The organism is Butyrivibrio sp. FCS014, assembly GCF_000526935.1.
Classification (GTDB): Bacteria; Bacillota; Clostridia; order Lachnospirales; family Lachnospiraceae; genus Butyrivibrio.
In genome coordinates this window covers 444,105-460,160 of record NZ_JAHA01000007.1, presented here as the reverse complement: position 1 = coordinate 460,160, position 16,056 = coordinate 444,105, and the positions used below count along the sequence as shown (strand labels likewise).

The 16,056-nt window shown below is 48.0% G+C and carries 13 protein-coding genes and 1 tRNA gene; 4 read left to right on the top strand and 10 right to left on the bottom strand.

The features are described from left to right. Nucleotides 1-52: 52 nt before the first annotated feature. The 5 genes from T456_RS0108730 to T456_RS0108710 form a co-directional block, all read right to left on the bottom strand. Entirely contained in the window at nt 53-2,818 is a 2,766-nt protein-coding gene (locus T456_RS0108730; protein ID WP_024865808.1) for an SbcC/MukB-like Walker B domain-containing protein, read from the bottom strand. Next, nucleotides 2,819-3,952, bottom strand: a complete 1,134-nt coding sequence (locus T456_RS0108725; protein ID WP_024865807.1) for an exonuclease SbcCD subunit D — start codon at nt 3,950-3,952, stop codon at nt 2,819-2,821. A gap of 133 nt (nt 3,953-4,085) precedes the next feature. Next, a complete protein-coding gene (locus tag T456_RS0108720) occupies nt 4,086-4,946 on the bottom strand; it encodes a PHP domain-containing protein (RefSeq protein ID WP_024865806.1) in 861 nt (286 codons plus the stop codon). 86 nt (nt 4,947-5,032) lie between these two features. Beyond that, nucleotides 5,033-5,105, bottom strand: a tRNA-Ala gene (locus T456_RS0108715). A gap of 73 nt (nt 5,106-5,178) precedes the next feature. Beyond that, a complete protein-coding gene (locus tag T456_RS0108710) occupies nt 5,179-5,652 on the bottom strand; it encodes a GNAT family N-acetyltransferase (protein WP_024865805.1) in 474 nt (157 codons plus the stop codon). A 164-nt stretch (nt 5,653-5,816) separates the two neighbouring features. On the opposite strand from T456_RS0108710, the gene T456_RS21255 reads away from it, so the two are divergent. Beyond that, entirely contained in the window at nt 5,817-7,868 is a 2,052-nt protein-coding gene (locus T456_RS21255) for a SpoIIE family protein phosphatase (protein WP_024865804.1), read from the top strand. On the opposite strand, the gene T456_RS0108700 is transcribed toward T456_RS21255, so the two are convergent. Together T456_RS0108700 and T456_RS0108695 are read right to left on the bottom strand one after the other, a co-directional pair. Beyond that, a complete protein-coding gene (locus T456_RS0108700; protein WP_024865803.1) occupies nt 7,855-8,583 on the bottom strand; it encodes an LppM family (lipo)protein in 729 nt (242 codons plus the stop codon). The genes T456_RS21255 and T456_RS0108700 overlap by 14 nt on opposite strands. Before the next feature lie 171 nt (nt 8,584-8,754). Further along, a complete protein-coding gene (locus tag T456_RS0108695) occupies nt 8,755-8,949 on the bottom strand; it encodes a hypothetical protein (RefSeq protein WP_024865802.1) in 195 nt (64 codons plus the stop codon). 147 nt (nt 8,950-9,096) lie between these two features. Between T456_RS0108695 and T456_RS0108690 the strand changes: the two genes are divergently transcribed. Beyond that, complete coding sequence (locus T456_RS0108690) at nt 9,097-9,336, top strand: GlsB/YeaQ/YmgE family stress response membrane protein (protein WP_024865801.1); 240 nt, start codon at nt 9,097-9,099, stop codon at nt 9,334-9,336. Nucleotides 9,337-9,432: 96 nt separating this feature from the next. Here T456_RS0108690 and T456_RS22425 read toward each other — a convergent pair whose 3' ends face one another. After that, nucleotides 9,433-9,582 (bottom strand): hypothetical protein, encoded by a 150-nt coding sequence (locus T456_RS22425; protein ID WP_155838057.1) that lies wholly within the window; start codon nt 9,580-9,582, stop codon nt 9,433-9,435. Between the two features lie 213 nt (nt 9,583-9,795). Between T456_RS22425 and T456_RS0108680 the strand changes: the two genes are divergently transcribed. Together T456_RS0108680 and nagE are read left to right on the top strand one after the other, a co-directional pair. Further along, complete coding sequence (locus T456_RS0108680; protein WP_035801506.1) at nt 9,796-10,278, top strand: PTS sugar transporter subunit IIA; 483 nt, start codon at nt 9,796-9,798, stop codon at nt 10,276-10,278. A 25-nt stretch (nt 10,279-10,303) separates the two neighbouring features. Next, nucleotides 10,304-11,743, top strand: coding sequence for an N-acetylglucosamine-specific PTS transporter subunit IIBC (gene nagE / locus T456_RS0108675; protein WP_024865799.1), 1,440 nt, complete (start codon nt 10,304-10,306; stop codon nt 11,741-11,743). Between the two features lie 329 nt (nt 11,744-12,072). Here nagE and T456_RS0108665 read toward each other — a convergent pair whose 3' ends face one another. Next, nucleotides 12,073-13,509 carry a glycoside-pentoside-hexuronide (GPH):cation symporter gene (locus tag T456_RS0108665; RefSeq protein WP_024865798.1) on the bottom strand — a complete coding sequence of 479 codons (1,437 nt, stop codon included), beginning with the start codon at nt 13,507-13,509 and terminating at the stop codon, nt 12,073-12,075. A 23-nt stretch (nt 13,510-13,532) separates the two neighbouring features. Further along, the gene (locus tag T456_RS0108660) at nt 13,533-15,887 is read right to left on the bottom strand and encodes a hypothetical protein (RefSeq protein ID WP_024865797.1); all 2,355 of its coding nucleotides are present in this window, start codon (nt 15,885-15,887) and stop codon (nt 13,533-13,535) included. Nucleotides 15,888-16,056: the final 169 nt, after the last annotated feature.

Genomic DNA, 16,056 nt, shown 5'->3' with positions numbered 1-16,056 from the left:
CTGCGAGCTATTCGGCCATCAGCAAAGAAACCGCGCTGTGACATTTGCGCCATCAGCAAACAAGCTTTACCCTGCTGCCTGATGCCCTGTCTTTTTCTACCACGATCTGGGAATCGATCCTGTCCTTAAGATCCGCCACGTGGGATATGATGCCCACAAGCCTGTTGCCGTCGGAAAGGCCGCACAGTGCCTTATAGGCCTGCTCCAGGGAGTCGGGGTCAAGGGAGCCGAAGCCCTCATCCACAAACATGGTATCGATCTGTATTCCTCCTGCAGAGGACTGTACTTCCTCAGAAAGTCCCAGTGCCAGTGAAAGTGAAGCCATAAAGGACTCTCCTCCCGAGAGAGATTTAACGCTTCTCTCCGAGCCGTTGGCGTGGTCTATAACCCCAAGCTCCAGGCCGCTCTTACTTCTTGCGTTGCTGGCCTCCTCCATGCGCTTAAGCTCATACTGACCACCGGACATTGTCATAAGACGGATATTGGCTCTTCTTATGATGCGGTCAAAATACGTAGTCTGAATATAGGTCTCAAGGGTGATCTTATCCTTGCCCAAAAGCTTACCTGAAGCTGTATCTGAAAGTGCCTTGATCCATGAAAGCCTGGTCTCGGTTTCCGAGAGTTTTACGGATTCCTTCTCAATATGCTTTTGTATGCTATCGTTGGCACTGATCCTGGCGACGATCACCTGGCTGCGGTCAATGGCCTCCTTCTGCAAAAGGATAAGCTCTTCCTGCCTGTTCTCATCGTCTGTAGTATCTGCGACCTTGGAAGTTTCAATGGTCTTTTGATGACTCTTTATAGTAGCCTTAAGACCTGAGATCTTCTCATTGGCAGCCTTCAGTTCCTTGTCCGCCATGTCATAAGCACTCTGAAGCTTCTGTGCCTTTTCCAGGATACTGTTCATCTCGGCAACCGCAGCATCCCTGCTCTCAAATTTGAGCTGGGATCTTACAGCCTCAAGCCTCTTGTTCTTCTCCTCAAGAGCCGATTCCAGGGCTACATTCTTCTTGTTTAATTCCTCTATCTCACCGGTCAGATCCTTAAGGCTCTTCTCCGCATACTGAATATCCTTCTGAAGCTGTTCCTTCCTTGTAACACCGGCTTTAAGATCCATAAAACGCTTCTGGATTACCTTGCCCTCGGCATTGATGCTCTCTGCCTTGCGTTCAGCCTCTTCTGCAGCTTCATCAAGATCTTCGAGTCCAAGCTGGGCCCTGGTTTTCTTTTTTATCTCCTCAGCCTTTGTCTCAAGGGCTGTTGAGAGGCCGCTGACATAAACAGACTCATTATCTCTTTCAGCACGTGCCTTGTCTCTGTTCTTCTTGGCATCCTCCAGCTCTTTTTCCGAAGGAACTTTGTCGGAGCGCTTAGCAAGCTCCGGGTGGTGTGTAGAACCGCAAACCGGGCACTTTTCCCCTTCCTTAAGACGCTCTGCCAGAATGCCGGCCTGACCGTCCATGAAGTTCTGTTCCATAACCTCATACTCACGGTTGATATCCATGAAGTAGTCGCTGGTACTTCTATAGGACAGCTGTGCCTTTCTAAGCTTGGCGCCATCCGCAGAATACTGCTTCAGGTCCTCTATCAGTTCCTGGATCGCCTTGTGTGCCTCCTTGATCTTATCAAACTCATTGGAGGCCTTCTGGAGTTCCACCTCAACATCTTTAAGAGACTCCTGCTCCTCACAGAGCTCCTGATGCTCTTCGTTTCTCTCCTCCAGGCTCTCTGAAAGCTTCCCGGCTTCTATCCTGCCCTCTTCCAGAGTCTTTGTTGATGCCTTTATATCCTTCGCAATGACATCAGCCTCATCATAGTTCTGTAGTTCAGCCCGAATGGTGGCTCCTGCCTTCTCAAGTTCACTCTTTCCCTCAAGACCGGCTTTAGCCTTTTCAAATTCCTTGGAAAGTTCCTCGGCTTCAGGCTCAAACTCCGAAAGTTCCTCCATGGCCTTCTCAAGCTCAGCCTTTGTCTTCTCAAGGGCCCTGGCGGCTCCAAGTCTGTTATTCACCGCTTCAAGTTCAAGATTTATCTTATCGAGACTTCCTCTGATATCGTCTTCCGCAGCCTTGTCCTTATCAAGAAGCTTTGTAAGAAGCTCCATTACATCGGACACAGGCATGTCGCCGCTTCTTGCCTTGTCGGCATCAATTGAGAGCACATCGTCGCTATCGGTCTTGATTCCTGATATATACTGGCTGATGGCCTTCTTGCCATCCTGAACCTCACCGTAAAGCTCCCTGAAGCTCTGATCCAGCCTGTCCTGAAGCTTAAGGAAATAAGAGGTCTTAAACAGCTCCCTGAATATCTTTATTCTCTCATCGGTCCCCGCAAGAAGGAGCTTTAAGAAATCTCCCTGGGCAAGCATTGAGATCTGGGAAAACTGATCCTTGTTTACCCCGAGAAGCTCCTCTACAGCAGCAGTTACATCAGTTGTCTTGCTGACAATCCTTCCGTCGGGATAATGAAGCTCAGCGCTTGCCTTCTCCATGGTAGTTCCGTCGCCTCTTTTCGCGGGACGGAGGTAATCCGGATTTCTCCTCACAAGATATTCCTTCCCCTCATGGCTGAAAGTAAGCTCAACCAAGGTAGGAGTGGAAGGATCCGCGTACTTTGACCGGAACATCCCTGAGGTTCTGTTCTCGCCGCTGGCTTCGCCAAACAGTGCATAGCATATTGCATCAAAAATAGTGGTCTTGCCTGCACCGGTATCACCTGTAATAAGGTAAAGTCCGCTGCTGCCAAGATCCTTCATGGGAAGCTCAACCTCCCCTGCGTAGGGGCCAAAGGCCGACATTTTAAGAATTAACGGTCTCATTTATTTCACCTCCCACACGGATTCGATACACTCTGCCACAAATGACCTCTGTTCCTCACTCATAGGCTGGTTGTTCTGTTTCTCATAAAATTCCTCAAACAGCTCCAGCGGGCTCTTTCTCTCCACATCCTGCGCGTCCTCAATGATCTGATGGCTTCTGGTGCGAAGATTGTCATAGCTTAGCTTCATAAGATTGGGATATATAACCCGCAGCTTGGCAGCCGCATCTATCACATCATTCTCATCGGTAAGCACCACATGGACATAGTCCTCGAGATTGGTGCCCTCGTAGTTCTTCTTATTGGTAATCTCATCATATGTCCCACGGACCTCACGAAGGTCTCTCTTGGGAATAAGCGGGATCTCGCTGATACTTACTTCCCCTTTGGGACCAAGTTCTAACACAGTGACAGACTTCTTGTGGTCCTTCTCAGAGAAGGAATACTTAAGGGGAGTTCCGCAGTAGCGAAGGGTGTCCCTGCCTATTCTCTGCTTCCCGTGGATATGCCCCAAAGCCACATAGTCAAAGGCATCAAAAACAGAGGCGTCCACATTGTCCAGTCCTCCAACCGACACCTCCTCGGACTCGCACCTTGTAGCCCCCGTCACAAACTGATGAGCCACAAGAATGTTGCGCTCACTCTCGTCCACCTGCATCTCCTCCACGGCCACGCGGCAGGCATCGGTATAATCCCCTATCTCCTTGTCCGGGAAAAGAGCTCTCATCACCACCGGCTTTATGAAGGGCAGAAGGTAGATATTCACAGGCCCCTCACCATCTTCCAGAGTGTAATGGGCAGCCTTGCCGTCATACACAGGAGAAAGATGGATCCCCGCAAGTCCGGCAAACTGTCCGTGATCCGAAAATCTGATGGCTGAATCGTGGTTGCCGCTTATGGCAAACACCGGCACCTTCTTATCGGCAAGGCTTATAAGGAACTCATCCCACAGCTTCATTGCCTCTTCGCTGGGCACAGACTTGTCATAAACATCCCCGGCGATCAGCACACCGTCAGGCTTCTGCTCACCCACTATAGTGAGGATTTCCTTCAATATGTATTTCTGGTCCTCTATCATGGAGAATTCATTAACTCTCTTCCCAAGATGAAGATCCGACAAATGCAGTAGTTTCATAATGCAAACCTCCGGGCATTCCAGTCATATCTTTCTTATCCGTTATATCCGCCAGGGCTTATTCGCTATCACCATTATACTTCTTTGGTGGGCTATAAATCGGACACAAAAAGTTTTATACTTCCGGTACAGATTAAGGACGCCGCCCCGCAGCAGCCTTAATGGGCGGCAGAATGTCCTCCGGAACAAAGAGCCTGCCATAGCCCACAGCCAGATCGATATCAGGCTTGTTGCGTCCGTGGAAATCCGAGCCCCCGCTAATAAGCAGATCATACTTGGCTGCCAGAGCTTTGATGCGCCTCTCATCCCTTGGCTCATAGGTAGAATAGATAGCTTCGATTCCCACAAGTCCGGCCTCCTTGAGCCTAGCCACCAGAGAATCCAGTTTGGCCTCTCCCATCTTATAGAGAACAGGATGAGCCAGGATCGGCACTCCACCTGCCTTCAGTACATAGTCGATGGCCTGCTCGGGAGATATCTTTTCCCTGGGAACGTAGTAGGGACAGTTGTCACCGATGTACCTGTCAAACACTTCGGCGCGGCTCTTGGCATAGCCCTTTTTGACCATGAAGTCCGCGTAATGGGCTCTTGTAAGAACAGCCCCGGGATAGGCCTGTATCAGCTCCTCATAAGTCATGGGAAGTCCCGCTTCCTCGGTGAGCTTTCTGCACATTTTGCGGTTTCTTTCGGTTCTTGAATCGACGAAGGCCTTCAATCCCGCCACAAAGCCGGCATTGTGATGGTCTATATACAGCCCCACCACGTGCACGTCCTTGCCTTCGTTCACTGTGGAGAACTCGATTCCCGGGATGACCTCCATATCAGGGTAGTGCTCTGCCGCATAACTTATGGCCTCGTCCAGCCCTTCAACAGTGTCATGATCCGTAAGGGCGATGGCCGCCAGGTCTTTTTCATGGGCATAGTCCATAAGCTCGGTAACTGTGTAGGTTCCGTCAGAACAATTTGAATGAGTGTGAAGATCGATGGGTCTCAAGACTGTTTCCTCCCGCGTATACGCAAGAACCCCCCGGTATCATAACCGAGGGGCTCATATAGATTTAGTCAAAAGAAATATTGAAATGGAGCATACGGGACTTGAACCCGTGACCCCCACACTGCCAGTGTGATGCGCTCCCAACTGCGCTAATGCCCCGTGAGCGGTATCACTTACCGCCGTACTTTATTAGTTTAATGCCTTTGGGCCATAATAGCAACGTTTTTTTGCTTTACAACACCACTTCCATTCCCACCTTCTGAGGCTTCATTCCCATCGCCTCATAGAACTTCATGGCCGTGGGATTGCAGCTCCAGACATTCAGGGTCACGTTGTAGTAATCATGCTCTTTGGCGAAGTTTATAACGTGGTCATAGAGCGAAGTTCCGACATGCCGGCCTCTGGCGTTCTCGTCAACGCAGATGTCGTCTATATAGAGAGTTTTGATATCAGTCAGAACATGGTGTCCGATGATCTGCTTGGTCTCACAGAAGGCGTGGCCCAGCACCTTGCCGGTTTCATCGACACATACAAAGATGGGATCCGTCTCTTTTCCCACCATGGTCTTAAGCTCCTGCCCATTGTACTTGGTAGCGGGGCCGTTGAAAATATCCGGGCGGCCGTTGTGGTGAACCATGTCCACCTGGACAAGAAGTTCAAGGATTGCCGGTATGTCTTTTGGCTCTGCCATTCTGACTGTATTCATAAATAGTATCCTCCATTGGGTTTTCACTATTATAGCACGGAAGATGGCGGAGTAAACCTGCCTTTGCAATTAAGTCAGCAAAAAGACGGCGGCGACTCGCTCCCATCATTACCGAAAAGATGATACTATAATATACAGGATAATACTTACAGGAGTTTATGATCATGCTGTTAATGATAGCCCAGATGTCGGCCATAACTGCGGCCCACATTTTTCTTACACTTCTACTGTGGAAATACTTTAAAGACAGGAAGATTTCCCGGCTGGCCAAAGTTATAATAGGCCTCATCTACGGAGGATGCTCGATACTGTCCACCCACTACGGGGTTCAGTATGAGCATATGATACTGAATGTCAGGGATCTGGCGCCGCTGTCCGCAGGGCTTTTCTTTGATCCGGCCTCCGGAATCATAGCGGGTCTCATCGGCGGAATTGAGCGATATATCGCCGGAACCTACTTTGGGATCGGATCATACACCAGGGTTGCCTGCAGCCTCTCTACCTGTCTTTCGGGTTTTGTGGCAGCTCTTTTGAACCTGTATATCTTCAAGGGTAAAAAGCCCTCCGCCATCTACGCCTTCTTCATGGGGGCTGTCATGGAGGTCTTTCATATGTACGTCGTGTTCATCACCCACAGGGCTGACATGAGCATGGCTTTCTACGTTGTCCGGGTCTGCTCTGTTCCCATGATCATCTTCTGCGGTCTGGGACTGGCCCTGTCCTCCATCGCCATAAGGATATGCGCCGGAGAGTGGCGAAATCCCTTCAGAAAAATGACCGATGAAGAGATAAAAGTTTCCCAGAAGTTCTCCTTCTGGCTGTTTGTTGTTACCGTTGCCGTGCTTATGATGACATTTCTTTTCTCCTTCGGAGTGCAGACCCAGTCTGCGGTACAGTCAGCAAGGATAGATCTTGTCACCTCCTGCCACGACATCAGGGATACCTACAACAGCCTTCGGGCCGAACAGGATGACATAGGGGCTTTGAATTTCCATATCGGAGATGGCGGCTCTTTTAACGTGATCCAGGAATCCGGGGCCATCGTAGCCGGAACTCATCAGGGAGAAATGCTGGGCAAAGAGCAGGTGGAATTCCTTAAGTCTCAGATTGGAACCGACTATTTCGTCGCCAATCTCATCTCGGAAGAACAGTCCATGTGCTACGTGGAAAAGCTTGATGACATGGAACTTCTTCTGGTGCAGCTTCCAATGTCTGAGGTTTACGAGGCCCGTGATGCCGGCGCATATGAGACCGTATTTGCGGATATCATGATGTTTACGGCTATTTACGTACTGATCTCAATGCTGGTTCAGGGAATTGTAGTCAATAACCTGGAGATGGTAAACGATTCGCTGAACAAGATCACCAACGGAAACCTTGACGAGACCGTATCAGTGTACAGTTCCTCGGAATTTGCCTCACTTTCCGACGATATCAACCAGACTGTGGATGTTCTCAAGGGCTATATCGATGCTGCGGAAAAGAGAATTGCACAGGAGCTGGAGTTTGCAAGAACCATCCAGGACTCGGCACTTCCAAAGAACTTCAAGTTTGCCCGTGATGACTTTGAGATCTTTGCCACCATGGATCCCGCAAAAGAGGTGGGCGGCGACTTTTATGATTTCTTCTTTGTAAGCCCGGACAAACTTGCCATGGTCATTGCGGATGTTTCCGGCAAAGGTATTCCCGCCTCTTTGTTCATGATGCAGGCCAAAACTGCTATACGAACCCTTGCTGAAGGCGGTGGACAGCCCGGAGAAGTTCTCTATAAGGCCAACAATGAGCTCTGCGAGGGCAACGGCGCTGACATGTTCGTAACCGTGTGGCTTGGCATAATTAACCTTGTTACAGGTGCCATGAAATGCGCAAACGCCGGCCACGAGTATCCCGTGATCCGGCGTGCAAACGGTCAGTATGAACTTTTCAAGGACAAGCACAGCCCCGCTGTAGCCACAATGGAGGACATGAAGTTCAAGGAATATGACCTCCAGTTAAACAAGGGCGATTCGCTGTTTGTATATACTGACGGCATCCCCGAGGCTATCAATACAGCAGTTGAGCAGTACGGAGTAGATCGCATGCTGGCTTCTTTAAATGTCCACGCTGATGATGACCTTCAGACCATGCTTCCCGCCGTAAGGCAGGATCTTCGAGACTTTGTGGGTGAAGCCGATCAGTTCGATGATGTTACGATGCTTGGCTTTAAGTATAAGTAGGATTATTTCCCCTGTCATTCATCATGCGGTGTCTTAAGCGTTTTCTCCTTCTGTTGTCGTCTATGATGATCACAGCAACAACGATGATCGCAAGCGCAAGACCGATGCCGCCCAGAATGAATAACCACTTGAAACTGAAAAGAGTAAATTCAAGATAAATGCCATCCATGTCCGGTGATAAAAGGTCCCACTCCAGGGATTTTCCGTCATCGGACACTTTTGTTGCATTGTGGTCACTGGGCTTAACCGGCAGATTGATATCAACAGTCAGGTACCCGCCGCTCATATCAAAGTAGCTTCTGTATTCCTGGACCTCTGACAATTCTCCTATCCCCTTAAGATCCCAGTCAATCACGTACTTAAGGCCGTCCTTGGTGACCTTAAAGGAATTCATGTTTACCATATCGGTGTCATTATCCTTGAGGGAATCCGCCAGCTCTTTTAACTCAACATCTTTTCTTATCAGCTTATATCCGACAAAGCTGCCCTCGGAATATGGCTCCACCGTCCAGCCGTCCTCCTCGAAATCTTCAACGGTCCCCTCATCGAACATATCCCCGTCAAACCCATAATCTTCAAGGGACATGGCAGCGTAGATCATGGACACGTCAACCTTGCCGTTCTTCTTAACGTCAATGGATGCGTTGAACCTTACGCAGCCTGAAAGGCTCAGCATGCACACAAGGGCCAGAACCACCGCACGTATTTTCTTCATACTTTTCTCCTCCAACAATATTCCGTCCATATTTATTTGTGTCAATGACAGTATAGCACCCACCTGCTGCGGTATGCATCCACAAATTCAGCGATTTGTCCGGGCTTAAATCGCAGTAAAAGCGCATAAAAAAAGACGCAGCCCTTGAAGGTTGCGTCCTGTTCTATATCATCAGCACTTTTTGGGATTCAAGTCAACGATGCTGTCCTCTTTCAGGATAAGATCCGGAGATTTCTTCTTGCCTGCCTTGGGTTTCCCGCCTTTTTTGTCTTCACCGAAGATTCCCATTGAAAGATCCAGGCCGCCATGTACACTATTAAGCTCTTCTTCGCCGAGAAGCTCCTTATCCAATTTGTCATTACTCATATCATTCACCCTCCTTTACATATTAGGTCTTACATTTATTTTATACGAATGAAAAGAACCTGTGGCAAATAAATTTTTTATTACTAACTATTTATGATATAATTCTTGACGTATGTAAAAAACAGTATCTGAATGGAGGACAAAAGTATGTTAAGCTTTATCATTTCACTTATTCTTGGTGCCATCGCAGGTTTTGCTGCCAGCTATCTTATGGGAGAGAAGTCAGGAATGCTCAAGAACATTCTTCTTGGCGTAGGCGGTGGTTTTGTTGGAAGACTTATCTTCGGTCTTCTTGGCTTTTCCGCAAACAACCTGATCGCAAGCCTTATCGTTGCAGTTATCGGCGCATGCCTCTGCATCTTCGTAGGCAGAAAGCTCTTCAAGTAATCTTTGCCACAAGTGCAATATACAAGGACGCATCCTTTCGGGGTGCGTCCTTTTTATTTCGCCTTCCTCTTTAGTTCGCAATCGCAACTTCCCCCTTTAGTTTGCAATTGCCAGCTCATCGGCGAACCGTATAAGCTCGGTCTCTATTCTCTTGTAGTCCTCCTCGCTCATGGTCGAAGGATTTACAAGGAACATCTCAACATATTTTTTTCTTGTATCATCAAAGATTTCAATAATTTTACCCATAACATATACCTCCATAAGATTCTTATGTAGATTTATACGAATGGGAAATTCTTATGGCAAAAGAAATTTCAATTTTCGGACATTTTCTTCAAAAATGACTGTTTTTGGAAACTCTCGCCAAAATATGCAAATAAAAACTGACGATATTTAATGAAATCATCACGGTTTAGAGTTATAATTTAGGAAACGTTTTTTGTAGGGGGAGAAATTCATATGGGAATTTTTGATAGTCTTTTTAAAGGGAAGTCTATTGAAATCTGTGCGCCTGTAAAAGGTCAGGCAGTATCTATAACTAAAGTCAGTGATCCCACATTCGCTCAGGAAATGGTTGGAAAAGGAATTGCCATAGAGCCCTCAGAGGGTAAATTTTATGCGCCCTGTGACGGTCAGCTGGTAGCTCTTTTCCCGACAGGACATGCCTTCTGCATGCTCAGCGAAGACGGGGCTGAAGTTCTCGTTCACATCGGTATCGACACCGTTAAGCTCAAGGGTGAGCATTTCACAATTCATGCTGCTCAGGGTCAGTCTGTAAAGAAGGGCGATCTTATCGTGGAAGCGGATTTGGAGAAGATCAAGGAGGCCGGATATGAGACCATCACACCGGTCATCGTGTCCAATCCCACCAAGTTTTCCAATATAGAAAAAAAGGATGGAGCAATCGCCGCCGGAGATCCGGTCATCCTTTTAAAAAAATAATCATATACTCAAGGAGGAAAGTAGTATGATGAAGTATTTACAAAAGATCGGAAAAGCTTTAATGCTTCCGGTAGCCGTTCTTCCCGCTGCAGGTGTACTGTACGGTATCGGTTACTGGATCGATCCGACAGGTTGGGGCGCAAACAGTGTTATCGCGGCATTCCTTATCAAGGCTGCTTCTGCGATCATTGACCAGATCCCGATTCTGTTTGCAATCGGTGTTGCTGTAGGAACAGCAAAGGACCACGATGGAACAAGTGCTCTTGCAGGTCTTGTTTCATTCCTGATGATCACCACACTCTTAAGTTCAGGCGCTGTTGCCATGTACAGAGGTGTTGATGTATCTGAAGTTCCCGCAGCCTTTGGCAAGATCAGCAATGCGTTCATTGGTATTCTTGCCGGTGTTATCGGATCTACCTGCTATAACAGATTCAAAGACACCAAACTTCCTGACTGGCTGGCATTCTTCAGTGGTAAGAGATGCGTAGCCATCATCACAGCTGTATGCTCTGTTCTTGTATCCGTTGTCCTTTACTTTGTATGGCCCCTTATCTTCACAGCACTTGTTGCATTCGGTACAGCCATCCTTGGTCTTGGCGCAGTTGGATCAGGTATCTATGCAATGCTTAACCGTGCACTTATCCCTCTGGGACTGCACCACGCTCTCAACGCCGTATTCTGGTTTGATACAGCAAACATCAACGACCTCGGCCTCTTCTGGTCAGGCGCTGAAGGCGCAGTTAAGGGTGTTACCGGCCAGTACATGACAGGATTCTTCCCTATCATGATGTTCGGTCTTCCTGCAGGCGCTCTTGCAATGTATCACACAGCTAAGGATTCCAAGAAGAAGGCCGCTGCTTCTCTGCTTCTGGCCGGTTCACTTGCATCCTTCTTCACAGGTATCACAGAGCCCCTTGAGTTCGCATTCATGTTCATGGCTCCCGGCCTCTACCTTGTACATGCGCTTCTCACAGGTGTTTCAGCAGTTATCTGTACGCTTCTTCCTCTGAGACTTGGTTTCAACTTCTCAGCAGGACTTGTAGACTACATACTGAGCTTCAAGGCTCCCATGGCAGTTAATCCTCTGCTTCTTATCCCTATCGGCCTTGTATTCGCAGTTATCTACTATTTCGTATTCCGTTTCGTCATCACCAAGTTCGACCTCAAGACACCCGGTCGTGAAGATGATGAAGAGGATGAGGTAAGCCTTGATCTTGCCAACGATAACTTCACAGCTATCGCACAGGCAGTTATCGCAGGCCTCGGCGGCAAGGAGAACATCAAAGAGTTCGACTACTGCGCAACCAGAGTTCGCTGCGAGATCAACGATTACACCAAGGTTGACGAGAAGGCCATCAAGAAAGCCGGCGTTCCCGGTGTTATCCGTCCTTCCAAGACAGCCGTTCAGGTTATCGTAGGACCTAAGGTTCAGTTCGTATATGACGAGATGAAGAAGCTCCTTTGATAGCAATTCATCAAATTTAAGTCCCGGCAATCGAGCAGACTGTTCTTACTCGATTCTGCTTTCAGACATCAAGAAAGCGTAAGCGGTTTTACCCACTTACGCTTTCTTTTTATATAGAAAGGTGACCTTTATGACCTTTTCTAAACCTGAAGAATAAGATTGTCATCGCCGCCGTTTCTGGTCCTGCGAATGATCTGCCTTACCTTTTTCAACCAGGTTTTAAACTTACTGTTTCTCATGGCGATTCCTCCTGTCCGAAAATTTATGTTCTGTATGTTTATACGAATCATCTTTTCTTCGGGCAAAAGAAATATGAAATCCCGGGAAGCTTATTTCCGTTTTTCAATCTCGGCCACAAGCCTGTCATACTCTTTTTCATCGATCTTATAGCCGCGGCTTACGATAAGGTACGAAGCTATCATCACCACCAGCGGCACAAACACCATGCCAAGCCTCAGGGTCAGGGTCTGGGAAGGAAGAACCCCTGCTATGTACCCATCCGCCAGACCAAGAGCCGTGGCGCTGTCTAAGGTTCCGTTCCCCACTTCAACTTCCAGCGCGCTGATATTCTGACTCACCGCATATATCCCGCTTATGATGAGTATGAGAGACGCTGCCCCCTGATTCAGAGCTCCCGAGAGCTTTGTGGCAAAAGACCTTATGGCTGAGATTATACTGTCGTGGCGCTCCCCAAACCTGTATTCATCGTACTCTATGGTATTGTTCACCATTACGATGAAGGCCAGGCTGAACAGCCCCTGGAAAAAGAAAATGAGAAGTCCCGTAGCGTTCAGTAAGATAACGTTCATCGGGATCAGATATCCAAAGGACAAAAACAGCAGATATCCCGCTATGAGAGCACAGATGCAGACAGTGATGATTCTTTTCCTGCTGATCCTGGATGAGAGCTGGGGATACACGAACTGCGCAGCCAGAGTGCCAAGCCCGTACATCACGGTAAATATGGTGATGAGGCTTCCTGCGGCAGAATAGCCGAATTCAAAGTAAAAGAAATTTACCCCAAGAAGCAGAAGAAGCTGCTGCCCCACGCAGAAAAGGATATAAGCGATGCCTACGATAATGAGCTGGTCGTTTCTAAAAAGGATTCTGGCCATGCTCTTAAGGTTCACCTTGTCCTTGTTGTCCTGCCTTGGATTCTCCGTAACACCCCAGAATGTCAGTGTCTGAAAGGCGATGAGTCCAAGGGCAATCACAAGAGCTATGGTCCTGAAAGCGATGACAGCATTTCCTGCAATGACTATGGGCACAATGCCCGCAGTCAGGAACTGTCCGATGCACACAAACACGCCCATGAGAGTAACCAGCGAATCCCTCTCCTTGGGGTCACTGGTAAGGCTTGGAAGCATGCCCCAGTATGCGATATCATTCACGGTGTAGGTCATGCCCCACAACAGATAGATCAGGGAAAAGAAAAATACAAACCCCCAGCCTGTCGGCCTTATGGTGAACATCGCCACCAGAACCACCGAGTTTATCAAAGCTCCTCCCAGAATAAAGGGCCGGAACTTTCCGCTTTTAAAATGGCAGTTCTCAATGATGGTGCTCATCATCAGATCGTTCACCGCATCCCAGATCATGCAGATGACCATGGCCACAGTGATCACAGAAAACTGCGCCACCGTCAGCTTCATGGTGTACTGAATGTAGGTCAGCACAAACATGCTCACCAGAACGTAGGACGCATCTCGCCCCGTCGCTCCAACGCAATAGCTCCACTTGGTCCTCTTATCAATACTTGTCCCCATACGTTTCCCCCTTTGTTATTCAATTAACTGTACATGAATGTAAAGTATTGCTGAAGTTCTCTATATCTTTCATCGCCGTCCTGCGAGAATTCTTTTTCGGCAAAAGAGCTGTAGGCTTCCTTAAGAAACTCTGCAAGAAGCTTTGTCTTTTCGTCTCTGGCCGCTATATCCCCTCGGTGGTCAGCAATCATTATCTGCCCGAATTCATCTATGGCCCTGAGGATATTTCCCTTGTCCGACAGGCACTCTCTTCTGAGCTTCTCAAATTCCAATCCGGCGTCCACATCATTTCTTTCATATGCAAGGATCGCAAGATAAGTATAGGTGATCTCCCAGGGATGTCCGCTGGGTCTTCTTCCGGATTTCTTTGTAAGCTTATCATCCATGTCGCAGAGTTTTTTCCACAGATTGTCATCTATTACATCCCTGTGGAAGCAGTACAGGCCTCTTACCAGTACATACAGAACATACTCTGTGGAAAAATTCGAGTCGGATTTCTCATCGAAATTCAGGATGTATGTAAGACGCTGGTTGTAAGTTCTCTGCCCGTCAAAATAATCCAGCATCTCTTCGTCAAAGGCATCCTTCTGATCTGTATCAGCCAGGTAATGAAGAAGGTATGACTGCGTGATCTTGTAGTTTGAGCTGCCGGGGATCATCTTACTCATGGCTTGTCTGAAAACGTCGGCGGCCTTGGGATCTCTTTTCTGGGCATAAACCTGCGCCAGCTGGCTTAGAGCCTTGGCTTCGCTAAGGAAGTTTGAGCTCTCACCGGTACCCAGGAGCTCTCGTTTTAAGCTCGATACCTGCTGCTGATTCTCCACATTCTTAAGGCCCAGCTCCAGGGCCTTGTCCCACTCAAAGTTGTCCATAAGGCAGACTATGAGCTTGTTATTGGTAAGAAGGAAGTCGTCCAGGCTTACGTAATAGGCGTACTGCCGGCACTTCTCATAATATTCCAGTGCTTTATCCGTTTCTCCAATATAACCAAAAGCGGACATTCCGGTGTCGTAGAGCTTGTACAGAGTGGAAGAAAGCATGTCCTTGCTGCGGTACTTATCTGCCACGCTGTCCACCATCATCTCTATCTGCCGCATGAGATAAAGAAGCTTTTCCTGATCAAGGTTATTGGTGAAGATGAGCTCGGACAGGTCACTGACATTTGCAGTGAAAAGAACCGGATTGATCCGTTCTCTGATTCTTTTCTCAAGATACGGGAACCAGACCTTTCTGTAGTGCTCGGCAAAAGCTCCGGGAATCTGCCTGGTATCAAAGGCGATGGAGAGTGCCTCAAAATACTCCTTGTTCTCAAAACAGGCCCAGGCCTTTGAAAAGGCGTTATCTATCTCATCGTAGCCGAATATCAGATTCTCGTTGTCGGGATTTATATTGTCTGAGCGCTCTATGATCTGGCCAAGCCAGTCATCAGCGCTGTCACCTTCAAGTTCAAAACCCAGCATGGAGCACAGGCTGTCGGAAAGATACAAAAACTCCATCATCGGTTTGCCGGGTACATACTGGATTGATTTGACATAGAGATTATCTATCTGCACGGAGGTGTTGCCGCTATTGACCATTTCCTGAGCGATAAGAGTCCTGTAAATCTCAGCGTTCATAAGGCTATAGTATCTGTGGTTACCTCCTGCATTGTTCTCACGGTATGCCTGCTGCTTGAACTCTGCCACAAGATCAGCAGGAAGCTGGTCTACACTGCCGGTAGACCTGGTGGCAATATCAATATTTATGGCGCCGGCATGACCGGCGGTGTATAAGGGATTATGGAAAATAAGACGATTCACCACGGAACTTGCCATGTGAAAATATCTGTTGGCACCCCAGTCATCATTTGCAAGCATGCTGGCATGAGAAGCCAGAAGGCGCTTTTTGCCCTCATCACTTTTTAGCATTACAAATAAGTGATACTCACCCTTGCGGGGCGGTATCTTTTTGCCGTGTTCGTTTACAAGAGTCTGACCGCCGTAAGTGCCGTGAGTTATGAACTCAGGCAGGGTCTCCGCAACCTTGTTTTTTACGGGGCGGATAACATCATGATCACGATCTTTGTCCCCGTTGGAATGCAATGCCGCAGGATATATGAAGCCGGAAGGCGCGGGCGCCGGTGTGGGCGTTGTTGCCGGAGCCGACGTGGAATCAGAAAATGGGGTTTCCGGAGCAGCTTCGGGTGCTGAAGCCGCCTCTGCTGCTGCGTCGGCGATCACCTTTCTGTAATAGGCGCGGATTCGCTCCCTCTCGGTCCACTCTTCAACATGGGGCTGGTCTTTAGTTTCTTTGTCATCATAAACCAATCCACCTATAAACAAAGGGGTTTTGTTGTCGTATTCGAAATCGCCGTATTCATCAAGAGAAATAGTGATCATATGATTGGCCCTCCGATTAGAATGTCATGTAATAATGATACCATTTATGGAAGGATTTTTGCATTTACGATTGCCGCGATTTTTTCTGCAAAATTAAACAGGCCATTCCTTGCGGAACAGCCTGTTTAATGACGATTATTTTATATGGGTTTACATGGGTTAGCAATTT